Source organism: Pseudomonas sp. G34 (genome assembly GCF_031119625.1).
Classification (GTDB): domain Bacteria; phylum Pseudomonadota; class Gammaproteobacteria; order Pseudomonadales; family Pseudomonadaceae; genus Aquipseudomonas.
This window is the reverse complement of sequence record NZ_JAVHZV010000009.1, coordinates 427,839-447,057: the sequence shown is the minus strand read 5'-3', so window position 1 is coordinate 447,057 and position 19,219 is coordinate 427,839. Positions and strand designations below refer to the sequence as shown.

20 protein-coding genes are annotated in these 19,219 nt (G+C 65.3%); 8 read left to right on the top strand and 12 right to left on the bottom strand.

What is annotated here, in order from left to right; translation table 11 throughout:
- The first annotated feature begins 49 nt into the window (after positions 1 to 49).
- A complete protein-coding gene (locus QYS36_RS07530; RefSeq protein ID WP_308838883.1) occupies positions 50 to 2,359 on the top strand; it encodes a response regulator in 2,310 nt (769 codons plus the stop codon).
- Between the two features lie 14 nt (positions 2,360 to 2,373).
- Here the strand turns inward: QYS36_RS07530 and QYS36_RS07525 are convergent, their stop codons facing one another.
- From QYS36_RS07525 to msrB, 3 genes are all read right to left on the bottom strand, one after another.
- Entirely contained in the window at positions 2,374 to 2,823 is a 450-nt protein-coding gene (locus tag QYS36_RS07525; protein ID WP_308838882.1) for a MarR family transcriptional regulator, read from the bottom strand.
- Positions 2,816 to 3,304, bottom strand: coding sequence for a glutathione peroxidase (locus QYS36_RS07520; protein WP_308838881.1), 489 nt, complete (start codon positions 3,302 to 3,304; stop codon positions 2,816 to 2,818). Before QYS36_RS07520 ends, QYS36_RS07525 begins: the two co-directional genes overlap by 8 nt.
- Positions 3,305 to 3,422: 118 nt before the next feature.
- Positions 3,423 to 3,821, bottom strand: coding sequence for a peptide-methionine (R)-S-oxide reductase MsrB (gene msrB, locus QYS36_RS07515; RefSeq protein ID WP_308838880.1), 399 nt, complete (start codon positions 3,819 to 3,821; stop codon positions 3,423 to 3,425).
- 147 nt (positions 3,822 to 3,968) lie between these two features.
- On the opposite strand from msrB, the gene QYS36_RS07510 reads away from it, so the two are divergent.
- From QYS36_RS07510 to htpX, 3 genes are all read left to right on the top strand, one after another.
- Positions 3,969 to 5,180: a pyridoxal phosphate-dependent aminotransferase gene (locus tag QYS36_RS07510; RefSeq protein ID WP_308838952.1), complete on the top strand. Its 1,212-nt coding sequence runs from the start codon at positions 3,969 to 3,971 to the stop codon at positions 5,178 to 5,180.
- A 61-nt stretch (positions 5,181 to 5,241) separates the two neighbouring features.
- Positions 5,242 to 5,685 (top strand): hypothetical protein, encoded by a 444-nt coding sequence (locus QYS36_RS07505; RefSeq protein WP_308838879.1) that lies wholly within the window; start codon positions 5,242 to 5,244, stop codon positions 5,683 to 5,685.
- Positions 5,686 to 5,913: 228 nt separating this feature from the next.
- The gene (gene htpX / locus QYS36_RS07500) at positions 5,914 to 6,786 is read left to right on the top strand and encodes a protease HtpX (protein WP_308838878.1); all 873 of its coding nucleotides are present in this window, start codon (positions 5,914 to 5,916) and stop codon (positions 6,784 to 6,786) included.
- 59 nt (positions 6,787 to 6,845) lie between these two features.
- Here the strand turns inward: htpX and QYS36_RS07495 are convergent, their stop codons facing one another.
- Entirely contained in the window at positions 6,846 to 7,496 is a 651-nt protein-coding gene (locus QYS36_RS07495; RefSeq protein WP_308838877.1) for a thiopurine S-methyltransferase, read from the bottom strand.
- 105 nt (positions 7,497 to 7,601) lie between these two features.
- Between QYS36_RS07495 and QYS36_RS07490 the strand changes: the two genes are divergently transcribed.
- The gene (locus QYS36_RS07490; RefSeq protein ID WP_308838876.1) at positions 7,602 to 8,369 is read left to right on the top strand and encodes a class III extradiol ring-cleavage dioxygenase; all 768 of its coding nucleotides are present in this window, start codon (positions 7,602 to 7,604) and stop codon (positions 8,367 to 8,369) included.
- Here the strand turns inward: QYS36_RS07490 and pabB are convergent.
- From pabB to QYS36_RS07470, 4 genes are all read right to left on the bottom strand, one after another.
- The gene (gene pabB, locus QYS36_RS07485) at positions 8,354 to 9,718 is read right to left on the bottom strand and encodes an aminodeoxychorismate synthase component I (protein WP_308838875.1); all 1,365 of its coding nucleotides are present in this window, start codon (positions 9,716 to 9,718) and stop codon (positions 8,354 to 8,356) included. The genes QYS36_RS07490 and pabB overlap by 16 nt on opposite strands.
- 146 nt (positions 9,719 to 9,864) lie before the next feature.
- On the bottom strand, positions 9,865 to 11,571 hold the full coding sequence (locus QYS36_RS07480) for a DEAD/DEAH box helicase (RefSeq protein ID WP_308838874.1): 1,707 nt from the start codon (positions 11,569 to 11,571) through the stop codon (positions 9,865 to 9,867).
- Positions 11,572 to 11,869: 298 nt separating this feature from the next.
- A complete protein-coding gene (locus QYS36_RS07475; protein WP_308838873.1) occupies positions 11,870 to 12,268 on the bottom strand; it encodes an ester cyclase in 399 nt (132 codons plus the stop codon).
- Positions 12,269 to 12,383: 115 nt separating this feature from the next.
- Positions 12,384 to 13,157 (bottom strand): spermidine synthase, encoded by a 774-nt coding sequence (locus tag QYS36_RS07470; RefSeq protein WP_374990424.1) that lies wholly within the window; start codon positions 13,155 to 13,157, stop codon positions 12,384 to 12,386.
- Between the two features lie 172 nt (positions 13,158 to 13,329).
- On the opposite strand from QYS36_RS07470, the gene QYS36_RS07465 reads away from it, so the two are divergent.
- From QYS36_RS07465 to QYS36_RS07455, 3 genes are all read left to right on the top strand, one after another.
- On the top strand, positions 13,330 to 14,676 hold the full coding sequence (locus QYS36_RS07465; RefSeq protein WP_308838872.1) for a class II 3-deoxy-7-phosphoheptulonate synthase: 1,347 nt from the start codon (positions 13,330 to 13,332) through the stop codon (positions 14,674 to 14,676).
- Positions 14,677 to 14,779: 103 nt separating this feature from the next.
- Positions 14,780 to 14,947 (top strand): DUF2897 family protein, encoded by a 168-nt coding sequence (locus tag QYS36_RS07460; RefSeq protein WP_308838871.1) that lies wholly within the window; start codon positions 14,780 to 14,782, stop codon positions 14,945 to 14,947.
- A 60-nt stretch (positions 14,948 to 15,007) separates the two neighbouring features.
- Positions 15,008 to 15,763 (top strand): CPBP family intramembrane glutamic endopeptidase, encoded by a 756-nt coding sequence (locus QYS36_RS07455; RefSeq protein WP_308838870.1) that lies wholly within the window; start codon positions 15,008 to 15,010, stop codon positions 15,761 to 15,763.
- A 14-nt stretch (positions 15,764 to 15,777) separates the two neighbouring features.
- Here QYS36_RS07455 and QYS36_RS07450 read toward each other — a convergent pair whose 3' ends face one another.
- From QYS36_RS07450 to QYS36_RS07435, 4 genes are all read right to left on the bottom strand, one after another.
- On the bottom strand, positions 15,778 to 16,302 hold the full coding sequence (locus QYS36_RS07450) for a translation initiation factor 2 (protein ID WP_308838869.1): 525 nt from the start codon (positions 16,300 to 16,302) through the stop codon (positions 15,778 to 15,780).
- 109 nt (positions 16,303 to 16,411) lie between these two features.
- Positions 16,412 to 16,969, bottom strand: coding sequence for a hypothetical protein (locus tag QYS36_RS07445; protein WP_308838868.1), 558 nt, complete (start codon positions 16,967 to 16,969; stop codon positions 16,412 to 16,414).
- Positions 16,966 to 17,559, bottom strand: coding sequence for an RNA polymerase sigma factor (locus QYS36_RS07440; RefSeq protein WP_374990423.1), 594 nt, complete (start codon positions 17,557 to 17,559; stop codon positions 16,966 to 16,968). Before QYS36_RS07440 ends, QYS36_RS07445 begins: the two co-directional genes overlap by 4 nt.
- Positions 17,556 to 19,217 carry a von Willebrand factor type A domain-containing protein gene (locus tag QYS36_RS07435; RefSeq protein ID WP_308838867.1) on the bottom strand — a complete coding sequence of 554 codons (1,662 nt, stop codon included), beginning with the start codon at positions 19,215 to 19,217 and terminating at the stop codon, positions 17,556 to 17,558. Before QYS36_RS07435 ends, QYS36_RS07440 begins: the two co-directional genes overlap by 4 nt.
- Positions 19,218 to 19,219 lie beyond the last annotated feature (2 nt).

Below are 19,219 nucleotides of genomic sequence, written 5' to 3'. Positions count from 1 at the left end.
CAGATCGTCTATGCTTGGGCAGCGAACGGAACGAGACAGCGCCCCCAATATGGAAATACCACTCAGACAGCGACTGTCATTCAAGCAGGCAGGCCTTACCGTTCTCGTCGCGTTCATTCTGGGCGCATTGCTCAGCCTGGTGCAGATCGGCGTCGATTATGCCAGTGAAGACGCGGCCATCAACCGCGAGATTCGTGCGCTGATGGAGATCAGCCACAATCCTGCCGCCCGAATCGCCTACAACATCGATGCCGAACTCGCCCAGGAGCTGGTGGTGGGCTTGCGGCGCTCGCCCGCGGTCATCGGCGCACGCATCGTCGACAGCAACGGCGAGGTACTGGCCAGCGCCACCCAGCCGGCCATGCAGAGCCGCTACCGACTGTTCAGTGACTTCCTGTTCGGCAGCAGCCGCCATTTCGAGACCAATCTCTCGGTCGAGCACGCGCCGGACGAACAGCTCGGCATGCTGCAGCTCGATATCGACACCTATGCCTTTGGCAGCAACTTCCTCAAGCGCTCGGTGCTGACCATGGTCAATGGCTTCACCCGCAGCCTGCTGATGTCGGTGATCCTGCTGGTGCTGTTCTACTTCATGCTGACCAAGCCGCTGACCCAGGTGATCCAGGCGCTCGCCGGCCGCGACCTGCGCACGCCCGATCGCACGCCGCTGCCCTGCCCGCCCGGCCATGAGCGCGACGAGATCGGCGTGCTGGTCAGGGTCGCCAACCGTCAGTTCGCCAGCATCGCCACCGAGATCGAGCAGCGGCGCACCGCCGAAGACCGCCTGACCGACTACCTGGGCGAGCTGGAAGCCATCGTCTCGGCGCGTACCGTCGAGCTGAAAGCGGCCAACAGCCACCTCAGCCGCTCCAACCACGAGCTGGAACAGGCCCGCCGCGACGCCCTGGCCATGGCCCAGGCGCGCTCGATCTTCCTGGCCAACATGAGCCACGAGATCCGCACCCCGCTCAATGGCCTGCTGGGCATGCTCGCCCTGTCGCTGGAAGGCCCGCTGAACAGCGAGCAACGCCAGCAGCTGTCGATTGCCCACGACTCGGGCAAGGTGCTGGTCGACCTGCTCAACGACATCCTCGACCTGTCGAAATTCGAGGCCGGCCAGCTGGAGCTGGAGCGCATCGGCTTCGACCTCGGCGCGCTGGTGGAAGGCACCGCCAGCCTGCTGTCGCAAAATGCCCAGGCCGGCGTGGAGCTGACCTGCCTGATCGACCCCGCGCTACCTGCCCAGGTACTCGGCGACCCCACGCGGGTTCGCCAGATCGTCAGCAACCTGCTGTCCAACGCCCTGAAGTTCACCCGCGAAGGGCGTGTCGATATCCGTATCGCTGCCGAGGGCGAACAGATTCGTATCGAGGTGCGCGATACCGGCATCGGCATCGCCGAGGATGCCCAGGCGCGCATCTTCCAGCCGTTCACCCAGGCCGGCGCGAACATCACCCGGCAGTTCGGCGGCACCGGGCTGGGCCTGGCACTGACCCGGCGCCTGTGCGAGGCGATGCAGGGCACCCTGGCGCTGCAATCCACCCCGGGCAGCGGCAGTCGTTTCAGTGCCGTCCTGCCGTTGCCGGCCCTGGAGGCGCCGCAACCGGCACCCCAGCTGAGCGGGCGGGTGCTGGCCATCTGCGCTGCCGACAGCGGCCTGGCCGAATTGCTGCCGTTGCTGATCGGCAGCTGGGGGCTGGGCTACCGGCGTCTGGACAGCGCCCGGGATGTCGAGGCGATCGAGGCCGACGTGATCATCAGCGACTGCCCCAGCTGCATGGAAAGGCTGCGCCAGCAAACCGCTACGCCGATCATCCTGGTCACCGCCTATGGCAGCTTTCTGGATAGCCAACAGGCCACTGCGCTCGCGCCGCTGGAGCAGGTGGCCAGGCCGCTGACCCGACAGCACCTGCTGCAGGCGTTGAATCACGCGCTGATGCAACCATGCAACGCTGCAGCCGGTGTGCCTGCAGCGGCCGCCACCAATCGCAAGCCGGCACGTGTGCTGCTGGTCGAGGACAACCCGGTCAACCAGCTGGTTGCCAAGGGCATGCTGGCCAAACAGGGCCTCGAGGTGGTGCTGGCCAACAATGGCCAGCAGGCCCTCGAACAGCTGCAGGAAGGCCCCTTCGAGCTGGTGCTGATGGACTGCAACATGCCGGTCATGGATGGCTACGAGGCCAGTCGCCGCATTCGGCAAAACCCGGCCTGGCAGCAGTTGCCGGTCATCGCCCTGACCGCCAATGCGCTGTCGGACGAGCGCGAGCGTTGCCTGGCCGCCGGCATGAACGATTACCTGGCCAAGCCGTTTCGCCGTGAAGAGCTGCTCGCCCTGCTCGACCAGTGGTTGCCCGCCTGACAGCCGAACAGCGGTTAGCTAGGTAACTCGGCCATGCGCCGCAGCAGCGCGTCCAGCTGTGCACGCAGCGGCTCCAGCTGCTCGGTCTCGATGCCGTGCTCGCACAGCAGTTGCCGCTTGAGGGCCGGCACGCGGCGGCGCAACGCACGCCCCTGCGCGCTGACAGCCAGGTGCATCTCGCGCTCGTCCTGGGTACTACGCCGCCGCGCCACCAAGCCGGCCGACTGCAGGCGCTTGAGCAGCGGCGTGAGGGTGCCCGAATCGAGCAGCAGGCGTTCCCCCAGGGCCTTGACCGTCGGCTGCGGCGGCGCCCGCTCATCCCACTCCCAGAGCACCAGCATCACCAGGTACTGCGGGTAGGTCAGCTGCAGGCCATCGAGCATCGGCTTGTAGGCACGCACCACCTGGCGGGATGCAGCGTACAGCTTGAAGCACAGCTGGCGGTCGAGGCTGAGCTCATCCATCGACGAGCGCGTCGATCGCCGCCTGCAGCGCCTCGGGTTTGGTGGTCGGCGCGTAGCGCGTGACCTGACGGCCATCGCCGCTGATCAGGAACTTGGTGAAGTTCCACTTGATCCGCTGGGTGCCGAGCAAGCCAGGCGCCTGGCGCTTGAGCTGCACGAACAGTGGGTGGGCGGCGGCGCCATTGACCTCTACCTTGCGAAACAGCGGAAAGCTCACGCCAAAGTTCAGCTCGCAGAAGCTGGAGATCGCCTGCTCGTCACCCGGCTCCTGCTTGCCGAACTGGTTGCAGGGAAAGCCCAGCACCACCAACCCCTTGTCGCGGTAGCGCTTCCACAGCGCTTCCAGGCCCTGATATTGCGGCGTGAAGCCGCACTGGCTGGCGGTATTGACCACCAGAATGGCTTTGCCGCCAAAGTCGCCGAGGCGCTTTTGCTCACCGCTGATGGTGGTACAGGGTATGTCCAGCAACTGTTGGCTCATGAGGGGACGCTCGCCGGTGGATGAAGGCGAAAGAATAGCCAGCGATTAAATTGCACACAATCTAATTTGATGAAAACAAGGCCCGCCAACAGCGGGCCGAATGATGGGTACGACCGGGTTACGCCGGGTGAGGCACGTGCTTGAGCGATACCGAGTTGATGCAGTAGCGCAGGCCGGTCGGCCGCGGGCCATCGGGAAACACGTGGCCCAGGTGGGCATCGCAGTTGCTGCAGCGCACCTCGATGCGGTGCATGCCGTGGCTGAAGTCTTCCAGCTCGGTGATCACCTGATCGTTGAGCGGCTGGAAATAACTCGGCCAGCCACAGCCGGAATCGAACTTGGCATCGGAATCGAACAGCGGCGTACCGCAGCACACGCACTGGTAGATGCCCGGCTCCTTGCTGTCGTGGTACTCGCCGGTGAACGGCCGTTCGGTGCCGCCCAGGCGGCAGACGTTGAACTGCGTATCGGTCAGCTCTTCGCGCCAGGTTTCCAGGGGTTTTTCGAGCTTGCTCACAGGCCGTCCTCCTCGGGATAAAAAAGCCCTATCTGTATCTTTGCCCGACCCAGGCTGACACGTATGATTCGACACCTCAACCCGCCACGGCGCGCCGCCGCCTCGGCCCATTGCAGGCCGCCCTTCTTCGATTCGGGATTTTTCACCATGCAGGTCAGCAAATCCAACAAGCTCGCCAACGTCTGTTACGACATTCGTGGCCCGGTGCTCAAGCACGCCAAGCGTCTGGAAGAGGAAGGCCAGCGCATCCTCAAGCTGAACATCGGCAACCCCGCGCCATTCGGCTTCGAAGCCCCCGAGGAAATTCTCCAGGACGTGATTCGCAACCTGCCCACCGCACAGGGCTACAGCGACTCCAAGGGCCTGTTCAGCGCGCGCAAGGCGGTGATGCAGTATTGCCAGCAGAAGCAGATCGAAGGCGTCGGCATCGAGGACATCTACCTGGGCAACGGTGTGTCCGAGCTGATCGTCATGGCCATGCAGGCGCTGCTCAACAATGGCGACGAAGTGCTGATCCCGGCGCCCGACTACCCGCTGTGGACCGCCGCCGTGGCGCTCTCCGGTGGCAAGCCGGTGCACTACCTGTGCGACGAGCAGGCCGGCTGGTTCCCGGACATCGCCGACATGCGCGCCAAGATCACCCCGAACACCAAGGCGCTGGTGCTGATCAACCCGAACAACCCGACTGGCGCCGTGTATTCGCGCGAGGTGCTGCTGGATATCGTCGAGCTGGCCCGCCAGCACAACCTGGTGATCTTCTCCGACGAGATCTACGACAAGATCCTCTATGACGAAGCCCAGCACATCTCCACCGCCTCCCTGGCGCCGGACGTGCTGTGCCTGACCTTCAACGGCCTGTCCAAATCCTACCGGGTGGCCGGTTTCCGCTCCGGCTGGGTGATCATTTCCGGCCCCAAGCACAACGCGAAAAGCTACATCGAAGGCATCGACATCCTGGCCAACATGCGCCTGTGTGCCAACGTGCCCAGCCAGCATGCGATCCAGACCGCCCTGGGCGGCTACCAGAGCATCAACGACCTGGTGCTGCCCAACGGCCGCCTGCTGGAACAGCGCAACCGCACCTGGGAGCTGCTCAACGACATTCCCGGGGTCAGCTGCGTGAAGCCCATGGGCGCGTTGTACGCCTTCCCGAAGATCGACCCCAAGGTCTGCCCGATTCACAACGACGAGAAGTTCGTCCTCGACCTGCTGCTCTCCGAGAAGCTGCTGGTCGTCCAGGGCACCGCCTTCAACTGGCCATGGCCGGATCACTTCCGGGTGGTCACCCTGCCCCGCGTCGACGACCTGGAACAAGCCATCGGCCGTATCGGCAGCTTCCTCAAGACCTACCGCCAGTAACCCTCGCCAAGGCGGATGCCCACCCGGGCGTCCGCTTCCCTCGCCGCCAGAGCACATGCCCATGGACCTGCAGATAGACGACTTCTACAAGGACGCCGCCAGCGGCTTGCTGATCCTCTACCAGGCCTTTCCGCGCAAAGCGTCCCTGTACGTGGAAGACCTGATCGGCCGCGAAGAGCCGGACGAGTTCGGCTTGCCGAGCAAACGCCACCAGGCCTGCCTGGGCGCGCTGCTGTGGCTGGCTGACGAGGGCTACCTGCGCTACGAATCCACCATCGGTTACGACGCCCTCGACCAGGCGGTGCTGACCGAAAAGGGCTTCCTGCGCCTGTCACGCGGCATTCCCCGGGCAGTCAACGAAGGCGAAGCGTTACCACCTGCGGTGGATAGGGTGCAGGCGACCCTGGCCTTTCAATTGCGCGACGCGCTGGCCCAGCAACATGGTGAACGGATTGCCCGGCTGACGCGCCAGCTATTCGAACAGCGCCCGGCTGCGCCTTGCTGAGCGTGGGCAAGCCAACGACCGCGGCGCGATGGCAGCGGTTTTTCTCGGCCACGCTTGAAATAAACGCGAAAAAGCCCATCTAAGCATTGGCGCTCCTACGCGACCGTTTGCAGCGGACGAGCCGGGCGACACAGTTTGAAATAGTGACTCGGTTGAATCACCACAGGGCGCGCCCTTATATAGCCGCCGTATTGAGCCTGTATTTCCCGTGAGGAGTCGTTTCACACCATGATGCGCATTATGTTGTTCCTGGCTACCAACTTGGCGGTGCTGGTCATCGCCAGCATCACCCTCAAACTGCTGGGGGTTGATCGCTTCACCGGCCAGAACCACGGCAGCCTGCTGATCTTCTGCGCCGTCTTTGGTTTTGCCGGCTCGCTGATCTCGCTCTTCCTGTCCAAATGGATGGCGAAGATGAGCACCGGTACCGAAATCATCACCCAACCGCGTACCCGCCACGAACAGTGGCTGCTGCAGACCGTCGAAGAGCTGTCGCGCGAGGCCGGCATCAAGATGCCGGAAGTGGGCATCTTCCCGGCCTACGAGTCCAACGCCTTCGCCACCGGCTGGAACAAGAACGACGCGCTGGTCGCGGTCAGCCAGGGCCTGCTCGAGCGCTTCTCACCCGATGAAGTGCGCGCCGTGCTGGCCCACGAGATCGGCCACGTAGCCAATGGCGACATGGTCACCCTGGCGCTGATCCAGGGCGTGGTGAACACCTTCGTGATGTTCTTCGCGCGTATCTTCGGCAACTTCGTCGACAAGGCGATCCTCAAGAACGAAGGCGGCCACGGCATCGGCTACTTCGTGGCGACCATCTTCGCCGAACTGGTACTCGGTATCCTGGCCAGCATCATCGTCATGTGGTTCTCGCGCAAACGCGAGTACAAGGCCGACGAAGCCGGTGCACGACTGGCCGGCAAGGGGGCAATGATCGCCGCCCTGCAGCGCCTGCGTGCCGAACAGGGCGTGCCGGTGCAGATGCCCGACAGCCTGACCGCCTTCGGCATCAATGGCGGCCTGAAGAACGGCCTGGCGGGCCTGCTGATGACCCACCCGCCGCTGGAAGAGCGCATCGAAGCCCTGCGCCGCCTGAACTGATCGCAGCGCACGTAAAGAAGGCGACCCTCGGGTCGCCTTTTTCATGCCCGTCACTCCGTTCAAAGGAGCTGCAGGCGGTAAGCGCGCTCAGTCATGCAGGCAAGGCCGCGCGCCTCGAATCGCGGCTCCAGCGCATCCTGGCTTTCCAGCAGCTCACTGCGCCACACCTTGGCGGACCAACCCTGCACGTCGGCATCGCTGACCGAGAATGGCGGCCCGTCCATCAACGCCTGGTCGTAATCCAGCGTCACCAGCAAGCCCTGGCTGCCAGCGGGCAGTACGCTACAGAGGTGGCTGACGTAGCGCTCGCGCATCTCGGCCGGCAAGGCGATCAGCGCCGCGCGGTCGTAGAACAATGCGCAACCCTGCAGGTGCTGAGCCTCGAGCGCGAAGAAGTCGCCGCAGCGCAGCTCCACATGCCCATGGCGATAGACCTTGAAGGCGCCCTCCTCGCTTATCACCGGCTGTACGCCCTGCTCGGCAAAGAATGCCGCCACCGCCACCTCGGCCAGCTCGACACCGATAACCCTGTGGCCACGCGCCGCCAGCCAGGCGATGTCCAGGCTCTTGCCGCACAGCGGCACCAGCACCGGTGCTTCGCTCGAAGTGGCCAGCGTGGCCCAGTGTCGCCGCAGCAGGTCGTTGACCTGGCGGGCATGAAAGCCGATCTGGTTGGCGTGCCAGCGTTGCAGCCAGAATGATTCCTGCATGTTTTTCCCTCAAGCCATCAAGAAAACAGATAACACCGAGCAGACTTTAGCCGTTGTTAGACCAACTTGTCTGATGGATCATGGTGGCGTCATCAGGAGAACACCATGCAGCCCAGCCTGTTCATTTCCCACGGTTCGCCCATGCTTGCCCTGCAACCTGGCGCCAGTGGCCCCGCCCTCACCCGCCTCGCCGCCGCGCTGCAACGCCCGGCGGCAATCGTCGTGGTCTCGGCCCACTGGGAAAGCGAAGCGCTGCGGGTGATGAGCAACGCCCAACCACAAACCTGGCACGACTTCGGCGGCTTTCCTGCCGAACTCTACCAGGTGCAGTACCCGGCGCCAGGCAGTCCGCAGTTGGCCGAGGATATCGTCCAGCGCCTGCAGGCGGCCGGGCTTGGCGGGCAAACCGATGATCGCCGCCCCTTCGACCATGGCAGCTGGGTGCCGCTGTCGCTGCTCTACCCAGAGGCGGACATTCCTGTCGTGCAGGTCTCCCTGCCCAGCCGCCAGGGCCCGGCCCTGCAGTTGCAGGTTGGCCAGGCCCTGGCGGGCCTGCGCGAGCGCAACGTGCTGCTGATCGGCTCCGGCAGCATCACCCACAACCTGGGCGAGCTGGACTGGCGCTCCAGCGGCGACGAGGCCGCGCCCTGGGCACTGGAATTTCGCGACTGGATGGTCGACAAGCTGCAACGGGACGACCTGCCAGCACTGCTCGACTACCGCCGCCAGGCGCCACACGCGCGGCGCAACCACCCCAGTGACGAACACCTGTTGCCGCTGTTCTTCGCCCGCGGCGCGGGTGGCACCTTTGCCATCGAGCACCAGGGCTTCACCCTGGGTGCCCTGGGCATGGATATCTACAGCTTTGCCTGAAGGCAGCCCTGCTCCAGGGTACTGAGCAGCACCTGCACCTTGGTGATCGACTCCTGATACTCGGCCTGCCAGGCCGAGTCGGCGACGATACCGCCGCCGCCCCAGCAACTGATCACGCCGTCCTTGGCCAGCAGGCTGCGAATGGCGATGGAGCTGTCCATCTCGCCGCGCACGTCCAGGTACAGCAGCGAACCGCAATAAGGGCCACGCCGCGTCGGCTCGAGCTCGTCGATGATCTGCATCGCGCGGATCTTCGGTGCACCGGTGATCGAGCCCCCCGGAAAGGCGCCCAACAGCAAGTCCAGGGCATCCTTGTCGGCAGCCAACTCCCCGGTCACCGCACTGACCAGGTGGTGCACGTTGGGGTAGCTCTCCAGGGCGAACAGCTCGGGCACGCGCACCGAGCCGATACGGCAGCTGCGCCCCAGGTCATTGCGCAGCAGGTCGACGATCATCAGGTTCTCGGCGCGATCCTTGGTGCTGGCGAGCAGCACCTGGGCGTTGTGGGCATCTTCCTGCTCGTCACGGCCGCGCGGCTGCGTGCCCTTGATCGGACGGGTTTCCACCTGGCCGCCACTGACGCGAATGAAGCGCTCCGGCGACAGGCTCAGCAAGGCGCCGCCACCGGGCAGGCTCAGGTAGCCGGAAAACGGCGTCGGGCACGCGCCTCGCAGCGCCCCATAGGCCTGCCAGGGATCGCCCTGGTAACCGGCCTGGAAGCGTTGGGCATAGTTGACCTGGTAGCAATCACCGGAGGCGATATAGGCCTGGATCCGGGCGATGGCCTCGGCGTAGCGCGGCGGCTCGATAGCCGCCTGAAACGGCGCCAGCAAGGCGAATGGCGCGCCGTCGCCGTCTGCCGGCGGACGCTCGAACAGCGCCAGCAGGCGCGCCTGCTCGGCCCCAGGCAAGCCGGGATGAAACACCAGTTGGCTGGTGCGCGCCTGGTGATCGCTTATCAACGCCCAGGCATACAGGCCGAACAGCGCATCCCCCAGGCCCAGGTCGTCCCGGGCCTGGTCGGGCAGCACCTCGATACGGCGGCCGAAATCGTACGCCAGATAGCCGAGCAGGCCGCCGGCAAACGGCAGATCAATGCCTGCAGGCAGCTCGGCCCGGCCCAGGGAGGACAGCTGTTCGCGCAAACGCCCGAAAAACGCCGCCCCCGTCTCCTCCGGCAGCGGCGCCAATGCAGCCAGGGGCCAGGCGCTGAGCAGGTCATAGCGCCCACGCGTCGCCGCCGGCCGCCCCGCATCGAGCAACACCGCGCCCGGCGCCTGGCGCACCCGTTGGAAATACACGGCGGGATCGGCCTGATAGGGCAGCGGGTGGACAAGACAGGTAGGCATTCGACACATCACACAAACGAGGACGGCCGATTGTAGAGCCGCCGGCCGGATCGTCCTAGGCCCCGATGCCTGGCAAGCGACGGTTCAGGTTCCAGAAACGACTCGGGGGAGCCATTGGCTCCCCCGAATCAGTACTGCACCGTGGCTCAGTCTTCGCGATAGCGACGCAGCTTCAACGGCTTACCGGCAACGCGGGTGTCCTTGAGCTTGGTCAGCAGGCGCTCGAGGCCATCTTCCGGCAGTTCCACCAGGCTGAAGCTCTCGCGGATCTGGATGCGGCCGATGGCTTCACGGGCCAGGCCACCTTCGTTGAGGATTGCGCCCAGCAGGTTCTTGGCAGCGATGCCGTCACGGGCACCCAGGGCGGTACGGCAGCGGGCACGGCCTTCGCCCAAGGGCATCGGCGCACGACGCTCACGCGGCTCGCTGCTGCGCTCGCCATCACGCTCACGACGCTCACGCGGCGCACCACTGACACCCGGCACCAGCGGCTGATCGCGCTCGACGGTGGCCAGATCCAGCGGCTGCCCGTTGGTGACCTTCTTCAGCAGCGCAGCGGCCAGGGCACGCGGGCTGCAACCGATGTCGGCGGTCAGACGGTCGAGCAGTTCGCCATGGCTGGCTTCGGCTTCGCCCACCAGCGGCGCCAGGCCGTTGGTGAGTTTCTTGATGCGCGCATCCAGCACTTGCTGGGCGTTCGGCAGCTTGACCTCGCCAACCTTCTGGCCGGTGACGCGCTCGATCACCTGCAGCATGCGGCGCTCACGCGGCGTTACCAGCAGCAGCGCACGGCCATCGCGACCGGCACGGCCGGTACGACCGATACGGTGCACGTAGGATTCCGGGTCGTACGGCATGTCGACGTTGAATACGTGGGTGATGCGCGGCACGTCGATACCACGGGCAGCGACGTCGGTGGCAACAACGATGTCCAGACGGCCATCCTTGAGGGACTCGATCACCCGCTCACGCTGGTTCTGGGCGATGTCGCCATTCAGCGCAGCGGCCTTGTAGCCTTTGGCTTCCAGCGCGCTGGCCAGATCCAGTGTGGCTTGCTTGGTACGCACGAAGGCGATCAGCGCGTCGAACTCTTCGACTTCCAGCAGGCGCAGCACGGCGTTGGTCTTCTGATCGGCATGGATCATCAGGTGCGCCTGCTCGATACGCGAAACGGTCTGGGTCTTGGCAGCGATCTTGATGTGCTGCGGCTCACGCAGGTGCTTCTCGGCGATGGCGCGGATCGAGTGCGGCAGGGTCGCGGAGAACAGCACGCTCTGGCGGCTTGTCGGCATGGCTTCGAAGATCACTTCGAGGTCATCCATGAAGCCCAGCTTGAGCATTTCGTCCGCTTCGTCGAGTACCAGGTACTGGATGGTCGACAGCACTTTCTCGTCGCGACGCAGGTGGTCGACCAGACGGCCCGGGGTGGCAACGATAACCTGCGCGCCCTGGCGGATGGCCTTGAGCTGCGGGCCCATCGGCGCGCCACCGTAGACGGCGACCACGTTGAGGCCGGGCATCTGCTTGGAGTAGGTTTCGAAGGCGGTGGCCACCTGCAGGGCCAGCTCGCGGGTCGGCGCCAGAATCAGCGCCTGGGGCTCACGCTTGGCCGGGTCGATCTTGGACAGGATCGGCAGGGCGAATGCGGCGGTCTTGCCGGTACCGGTCTGGGCCTGACCGATCATGTCCTGGCCGGAGAGAATTACCGGAATGGCCTGGTACTGAATGGGCGAAGGCTCTTCGTAGCCGACAGCGGTCAGGGCGGAGAGAATATTGGCGTGAAGGCCGAGTGCGGCGAAGCCGCCGGTTTCCTGGGTCATGGGTCTGCCTCTAGTGCATCCGCAAAGACCCATGTTCCAAAGCTGCGCATGCCATGTAGGACCTTGTGGGTCACCCTGGCAGCCATGTCGGCGGGGATTTGCGAAAACGTGGTGATAATGAATCGTCAAGATAGCCCGCTTGGCGGACTGGCTGCCGAAAATAGCTTCCGGGCGAGTTGCACTACTTGAACGTGGCCATGAATTGACCGGCGCGTACTATACCGGAATTCATACAGACGTGTGCGCTTTTTCACACAATAAAGTAGTCGATCGGCAGCGAGCGGCCGACTCGCGACAGTATGTCGCAGCCGCCCGGGTTCTGATCGAACGGTCAGGCTCTGCTGGCGAGCTGCGCCTCGATCGCCGCCTTGTCGACCACCGACCAGACTTCAGCGATTTTGCCATCACCAAAGGCGTAGAAAACGTTCTCGCTGAAGGCCACCTTGCGGCCATTGACCGGCACGTCGAGAAAGCGGCCTTTCGGCGTGCAGTGAAAATCCAGGCGGCTGGCGACCATCGATTCCTCGCAGGTCAGCAGGCGAACGCTGAACTGCAGGTCGGGAATTTCCTGGTAATCGCGCTCGAGCATCTCGCGGTAGCCGCCGAGCCCCAGCCGCCGGCCGTTATGCACCACATCATCGTGAACGAACTGCCCGAGGTTCGCCCAGTCCTGCCGATTCAGGCATTCGATGTAGGCACGATACAGCGCAGCAAGAGGGTGATCGCTCATGGCAGGGCTCCGTTGCAATTGGCTTGAAGGTTTCCGGCAATCACGCTGGCTGCTGGCAGCTGCGCGCAATGCCCGAGGCCCTGAAATGACAGCGCCGCTGGCGGTTAATTCCTGGCTAGCTCGACATGCGCACGGCGTCGATCAACGGCTGCAGCGTATAACCAAGCTGCGCTTGCAGCGCGGCAGCGCGCTGGCTGACCGCCTCGTGATCGAACTGCTGATCCAGCTCGGCGGGCACCAGCACCACCACATTGCCCTCCACCACCGGGCACTCCCAGTAATGGCGGTGATAAAGGCCACGCAGCAGCGCAGCACCCAGCGGCTTGCCATCATCGCCAGCCCATTGATTGATGATCAGCCAGCCACCGGGGTTGAGCTTGGCCCGGCAGTCGTCGAGAAAGCGCCAGGCCAGATGGCCGACGCCGGGGCCGGTATCGGTGTACAGGTCGACGAAGATCAGGTCCGCGCTTTCCGCGCTGGGCAGCAGCTCCATGGCATCACCGATACGCATGGTCAGGCGCGGATCATCTTCCAGGCCCAGGTACTGCATGGCCAGGCGCGGTACATCGGGGCGCAGCTCGATGGTTTCGACATCCTCGAGGGGCAGGAACCTGAGGCATGCCTGGGTCAGGTTGCCAGCACCGAGCCCGAGGAACAGCGCGGTTTCCGGCGCCTCGTGGCACAAGGCGCCCATGAACATCGCGCGGGTGTAGTCGTATTCCAGCCAACTCGGGTCAGCCGTGAACACGCAGCTCTGCTCGATCGCCTCACCGAACTCGAGAAAGCGGTATTCGCCGATCTCGACCACGCGGATCACCCCGAAGGCATCGCGCACCTCGGCCAGCACCACTTCGTCCTTCATGTCCTCCACCGGAGGTAAGCCAGGCATGCGCAGATTCTCCACCATCGCGTTGCCCGGCTGCGGCCGGGCTGGCCGTTGATTGTCGGCGATGGGGCGCGCTCAGGTCACGCGTTAAATGCCCTCGGCTTTTCCCGGGCGGCATGCTCGGAGCCAGTCGACGATCGGTTACCATGGCCCATCGCCAACAAGAGATGCCGCCATGAGTCAGCCCTGGAGCCCCGACAGCTGGAGAAGCCGCCCCATCCAGCAACAACCCCTGTACCCGGACGCCGCCAAGCTCGCCCAGGTCGAGCAGACCCTGGCCAGCTTTCCGCCCCTGGTATTCGCCGGTGAGGCACGCGAGCTGCGCAAGCAGTTCGCCGAGGTGACCCAGGGCCGCGCCTTCCTGCTGCAAGGCGGCGACTGCGCCGAGAGTTTCGCCGAGTTCAGTGCCGCGAAGATTCGCGACACCTTCAAGGTGCTGCTGCAGATGGCCATCGTCATGACCTTCGCCGCCGGCTGCCCGGTGGTGAAGATCGGCCGCATGGCCGGCCAGTTCGCCAAACCGCGCTCGGCCAATGACGAGACCCTCGACGGCGTCACCCTGCCCGCCTACCGCGGCGATATCGTCAACGGCATAGGCTTCGATGCGGCCAGCCGCGCGCCTGATCCACAGCGCCTGCTGCAGGCCTACCACCAGTCCACCGCCTCGCTGAACCTGCTGCGCGCCTTTGCTCAGGGCGGTTTCGCCGACCTGCACCAGGTGCACCAGTGGAACCTGGACTTCATCGCCAACTCGGCCCTGGCACAGAAATACCACCAGCTGGCCGACCGCATCGACGAGACCCTGGCCTTCATGCGCGCCTGCGGCATGGACGGTGCCGCCCAGGTTCGCGAAACCAGCTTCTTCACCGCCCACGAGGCCCTGCTGCTCAACTACGAAGAAGCCTTCGTGCGCCGCGACAGCCTGACCGGCGGTTTCTACGACTGCTCGGCGCACATGCTGTGGATCGGCGACCGCACCCGCCAGGTCGACGGCGCCCATGTCGAGTTCCTGCGTGGCGTGGGCAACCCGATTGGCGTCAAGGTCGGCCCGAGCATGACCGACGAGGACCTGATCCGCCTGATCGACATCCTCAACCCGGACAACGACCCGGGCCGCCTCAACCTGATCGTGCGCATGGGCGCCGACAAGGTCGAAGCCGGCCTGCCCCGGCTGATCCGTACCGTGCAGCGTGAAGGTCGCCAGGTGCTGTGGAGCAGCGACCCGATGCATGGCAACACCATCAAGGCGTCGAGCGGATACAAGACCCGCGACTTCGCGCAGATCCTCGCCGAGGTGCGGCAGTTCTTCGCCGTGCACCACGCCGAGGGCAGCTATGCAGGCGGCATCCATATCGAGATGACCGGCCAGGACGTGACCGAATGCATCGGCGGCGCCAAGCCGATCACCGAGGCCGGCCTGTCGGACCGCTATCACACCCATTGCGACCCCCGGATGAACGCCGATCAGTCGCTGGAACTGGCGTTCATGATCGCCGAAACGCTCAAGCAGGTGCGCCGCTGAACGGCGCGTTAACCTGAACCAAGCGGATCGACGGGCGGTCTTCAGCACAGGGCCTCATGCGCTGATCGAAGCGAGGCCCATCACTCGATAGAAGGAGTCGCACATGCCCTGGTATGCCTGGTTGATCCTGATTCTGGCGATCGGCTCCATCGTCGGCGGCCTGCTGATGCTGCGAGACAGTGCCAAGAAGCTGCCGCTCAGTGAAGAGCAGCTCAAGCGTATTCATGAACGCGAAATCGAGCAGAACGCCAAGGACGCGCAAGATCGCTGATCACGCGAGCCCCAGCTGATCCCGCCGCAGCGTAAACTGCGCCTCCACCCAGGAGGCGCAATGCCGCTACTTCCTCGCCTGCTACTGCCCTGCTGCCCGCTATTGGCGGGTGTGCTAATGGGCCATATCCAGCCCATCGGCCTGCTGCTGGCCTGCCTGTTCATCACCCTCGTGCTGGCGCCGATGCGCCTGCCGCAGTGGCTCTGGACTGGCCTGGTAATAGTCGCCAGCCTGTTGCTGGCGGCCCATCTGCTGCCTGGCTTCACCCCTTGGCTTATCACGGAGCCGCAGCGCATCAGCGCCGATGCCCCGCCTTACCAGCTGAGACTCGCGTGGGACAAGTTGCTGGTGGGCTGCACCCTGCTCGCCTGGTGGCTGGGCCTGCCGCCGAGGCCGGCGCCACGGCCCAGGCTCATGCTGCCGATCTTTATCGTCACGCTGCTGGCGGTACCGGGCCTTGCGCTGTTACTGGGAGTGGTTGCCTGGCAGCCGAAGTGGCCGGACATGCTCGGCGCCTGGCTGGCGGTCAACCTGGCCGTCGCAATACTGGCCGAAGAACTGCTGTTTCGCGGCTTGCTGCAAACGCGCCTGGTGGGCTGGTTAGGAATGTGGCCGGGCATACTGCTCACGGCGCTGCTGTTCGGCGCCGTGCATATCCCCTTCAGCCCGACCTTTGCACTGGTAGCAGCAGTTGCCGGGCTCGGTTACGGCCTGGCCATGCAGGTCAGTGGGCGGTTGAGCGTGGCGATGGCCCTGCACGGGCTGGTCAACCTGGTGCATTTCACCTTGCTGAGCTACCCGCTGCGTATCGTCTAGGCGCTAGCAAACAGCTAGCGGCGGAACTCGAACTGCAGCTCGGCGCCTTCGACGGCGTTCCAGTATTCGGAGCCCAGTTCGCCAGTCAGCAGCTTGCCGCTGACCTGGAAGGGGTTGAGCGAGGACTTGGGCGCCTCGAAGAACGACGGCAGGATCGGCGGCGCACCATCGGTCGCGGCCTTGTCTTCGGCGTCCAGGGCGGCAGCCAGCTCTGGCGGCAGGCTGAGATCCAGCTTGGTCTTGGGTGGCGTTTGCGCCACTTTGCCCTGGGCCTTCTCGGGCTTGGCACGCTGGGCGGCCTTCTTCGGCTCGGCGGGCAGGGATTTCTGTGCGGCTTGCGGCTTGGGCTCGACGGCCTCTGGCTGGGCAGCCGGCGCCTCGGCCTGGGCGGCTGGCGGCTCAGGTTGCGGGGCCGGCTTGGCGGGCTCGACGGCGACTGCCGGCTCACTGTTCTTGCGCGGCACATCCTTGCCCTGCTCATCGGAGCCACAGGCACTGAGCAGCACGGCAAGACACAGCGGCAACAACAGATAGCGCATCGAAATCCTCGCATCGGTTTGGGTAACGGTAGTTCCCCATTCTAAAACGACTGGGCGAGAACGCCAGCCAGTCTGCCGAATGGCAGTGCCGCCCGTCGTCCAGGCGCCGTCAGCGCTCGGGCAGACGGCGCAGCTGTGCCTCGACGTCCAGCTCCGGGTGCTCTGCCTGCAGGCGTTCGATCCGTTGCTGGGCCTGCCTTGCCTCGCCACGTGCACGCAGCTCGGCAATTTCGCGCAGTGCGGCCAGCACCTCCGCTGGCGGCGGCGCGGCCTTCGCCGCCATGCGTGCCATGACCCGGGGCGCCTCGCTCATCTCGGCCATCGGTGCCGGGCTGGCAGGCGCCTGCACGGCCATGGGCGCCTGGCGCTGCATCGCAGCGGCCGGGGCATCGTAGCGGGTCGGCGGCTGTTCCAGCGTGTGCAGGCTCAAGCCGAGCCCAACGCCGAGCAGCGCCAGGCAGCCAAAGGCCGCTGACCAGCGGCCACGCGCCGAGGCAGCCGCCAGGGCGTGGCGCAGCCGCGGCCAGAAACCCTGCGACTGACGGCGCCTGGCCGCGGCCGCCTCGCCAGCAGCGGCCAGGATTCGCGCGTCCAGCGCCGGCCCCGGCTGCTCGCGGCTGTGCTCACGGATATGGCGCAGCACAGGCTCGTCGTCGTGATCATTCATGGTGCTACCTCTTCGGCCGTGCTGAGCAGGCGGCGCATTTTCTGCAGCGCATAACGCAGGCGGCTTTTTACCGTTTCTGCCGACGTGCGGGTCAGCTCGGCAATCTCGTGCAACTCCAGGTCGCCATGGGCGCGCAGCAGGAATACCTCGCGCTGCTCGGCCGGCAAGTCGGCGAGCGCCGCCTGCAGGCGCGCCTGATCCTGGCTGAGGCTGAGCTGCCGCTCGGGATCCGGCTCGGCCATGGCCTGGTCATGCAGTTGCTCGTCGAACACCTCTTCGCGTTGCTGGCGCTTGCCCTGCTTGCGCCAGTGGTCGATGAGGCGATTGCGCGCGATCTGATAAAGCCAGGTCTTGAACAGCACCGCCGCTTCACGCTGCAACGACTCGCTACGGATCAGGCTCATCCAGGTTTCCTGGAACACCTCCTCGGCGATCGCCTGATCGCCGCACAAGCCGATCAGGAAGCGAAACAACCCCAGGCGATGGCGCTCGTAGAGTTGCGTGAAGGCGGCGGCGTCGCCAGCCCGGTAGCGACGCAGCAGGTCGGCGTCGCCGGGCTCGGCGCTGGGCGGTTGGACAGTCACACTCACTCGGCTCCAGAGGTGCGGGAGTCGCCAGTTTGCAGGCTTTGCGCCAGTTCCACCAGTTGCACGAACTCGTTGCGCAGGCCGAATGGGTCATCGCCACGACTGCCCCGCGCCAGCGCGGCGGTAGCCGCCCAGTCGAAGCCGCCGGTGTAACGGCCACCGCCCAGTTGCTGGGCGAACGCCGCGACGGCGGCGGCGAAGCGCAGGTCCTCGCTGGCGTTGCTGACTGGCGCATAAGACGCCGGCGCCTGAATGGCGGTTTCCAGCAGACGACTGCTGTTCTGCTCGGGCGTCTTGTAACGGATGCGCAGCCAGGCCAGTTCGCTGTCGCCTGCAGGCGTTTGCGCCGCTTGCCGATAGCGCAGCGGCTCCAGCCACCCCTGGTTGCCGACCGGCACGACCTCGTACAGCGCGGTCACGCTGTGGCCGGCGCCGATATCGCCCGCATCGACCTTGTCGTTGCTGAAGTCTTCGCGCTGCAGGGCGCGATTCTCGTAGCCGAGCAGGCGGTATTCGCTGACCTTCGCCGGATTGAACTCGACCTGAATCTTCACGTCCCGGGCCACCGTGGCCAGGGTCGAACTGAGCTGCTCGACCAACACCTTGCGCGCCTCGCGCAGGTTGTCGATATAGGCGTAGTTGCCGTCGCCCGCGTCGGCCAGCTGCTCCATCAACTGCTCGTTGTAGTTGCCGGTACCAAAGCCCAGGGTGGTCAGCGAGATACCGCTCTTGCGCTTGTCGGCAGCCAGTGCCTTGAGGCTCTCGAAGTCGCTGACTCCGACGTTGAAGTCGCCATCGGTGGCCAGCAGGATGCGATTGATGCCGCCTTTGACAAAGCCTTTCCGGGCCTGTTGGTAAGCCAGCTGAATGCCCGACTCGCCCGCCGTCGAACCGCCAGCGCGCAGCTGCTCGATAGCCGCGCGGATAGCCGCCTTGCGGGAGCCAGAGGTCGGCTCCAGCAGCACGCTGGCGTCACCGGCGTAGACCACCAGCGAGACGCGATCCTGGGCACGCAACTGATCGACCAGCAGCTTCAGGGTACTCTGCACCAATGGCAGACCGTCGGGGCGATCCATGGAGCCGGACACATCGACCAGAAAGACCAGGTTGGCGGCCGGCAACTGGGCAACCTGCATGTCGGAGGCTTTTATGGCGACGCGCAGCAGGCGGCTCTGCGCATTCCAGGGTGTTACAGCCAGCTCGGTGCCGACCCCGAATGGCGCATTGCCGGTGGGCAAGGGATAGGCGTAGGGGAAGTAGTTGACCAGCTCCTCCAGCCTTACCGCCTCGGCGGGTGGCAAGCGCCCCTCGTTGAGGAAACGGCGTACGTTGGCGTAGCTGCCGGTGTCGACGTCGATGCTGAAGGTCGACACCGGCGCCTCGGCAACCGATTGCACGGGGTTGGCTGCCAGGCGCTGATACTGTTCGCGACTGGCCGCTGCCGGCGGCGCTGGCCAGCGCTCGCGGGCGGCCGGCGCGGCCATGCGCGTCATCAGCGGTGCAGGCACGATGGCCGGGCCGGCCGGCAGGGATTGGACGCTCGCCGCCGACTCGGCTGACGGCGAGTCAAGCGACGGCTCCTGGCTGACCCGGCAGCCGGCCAGGGCCAACGCGACGCCACCGGCAATGCCGCACAACAAGATAGGGGAACGACTGTTCATGG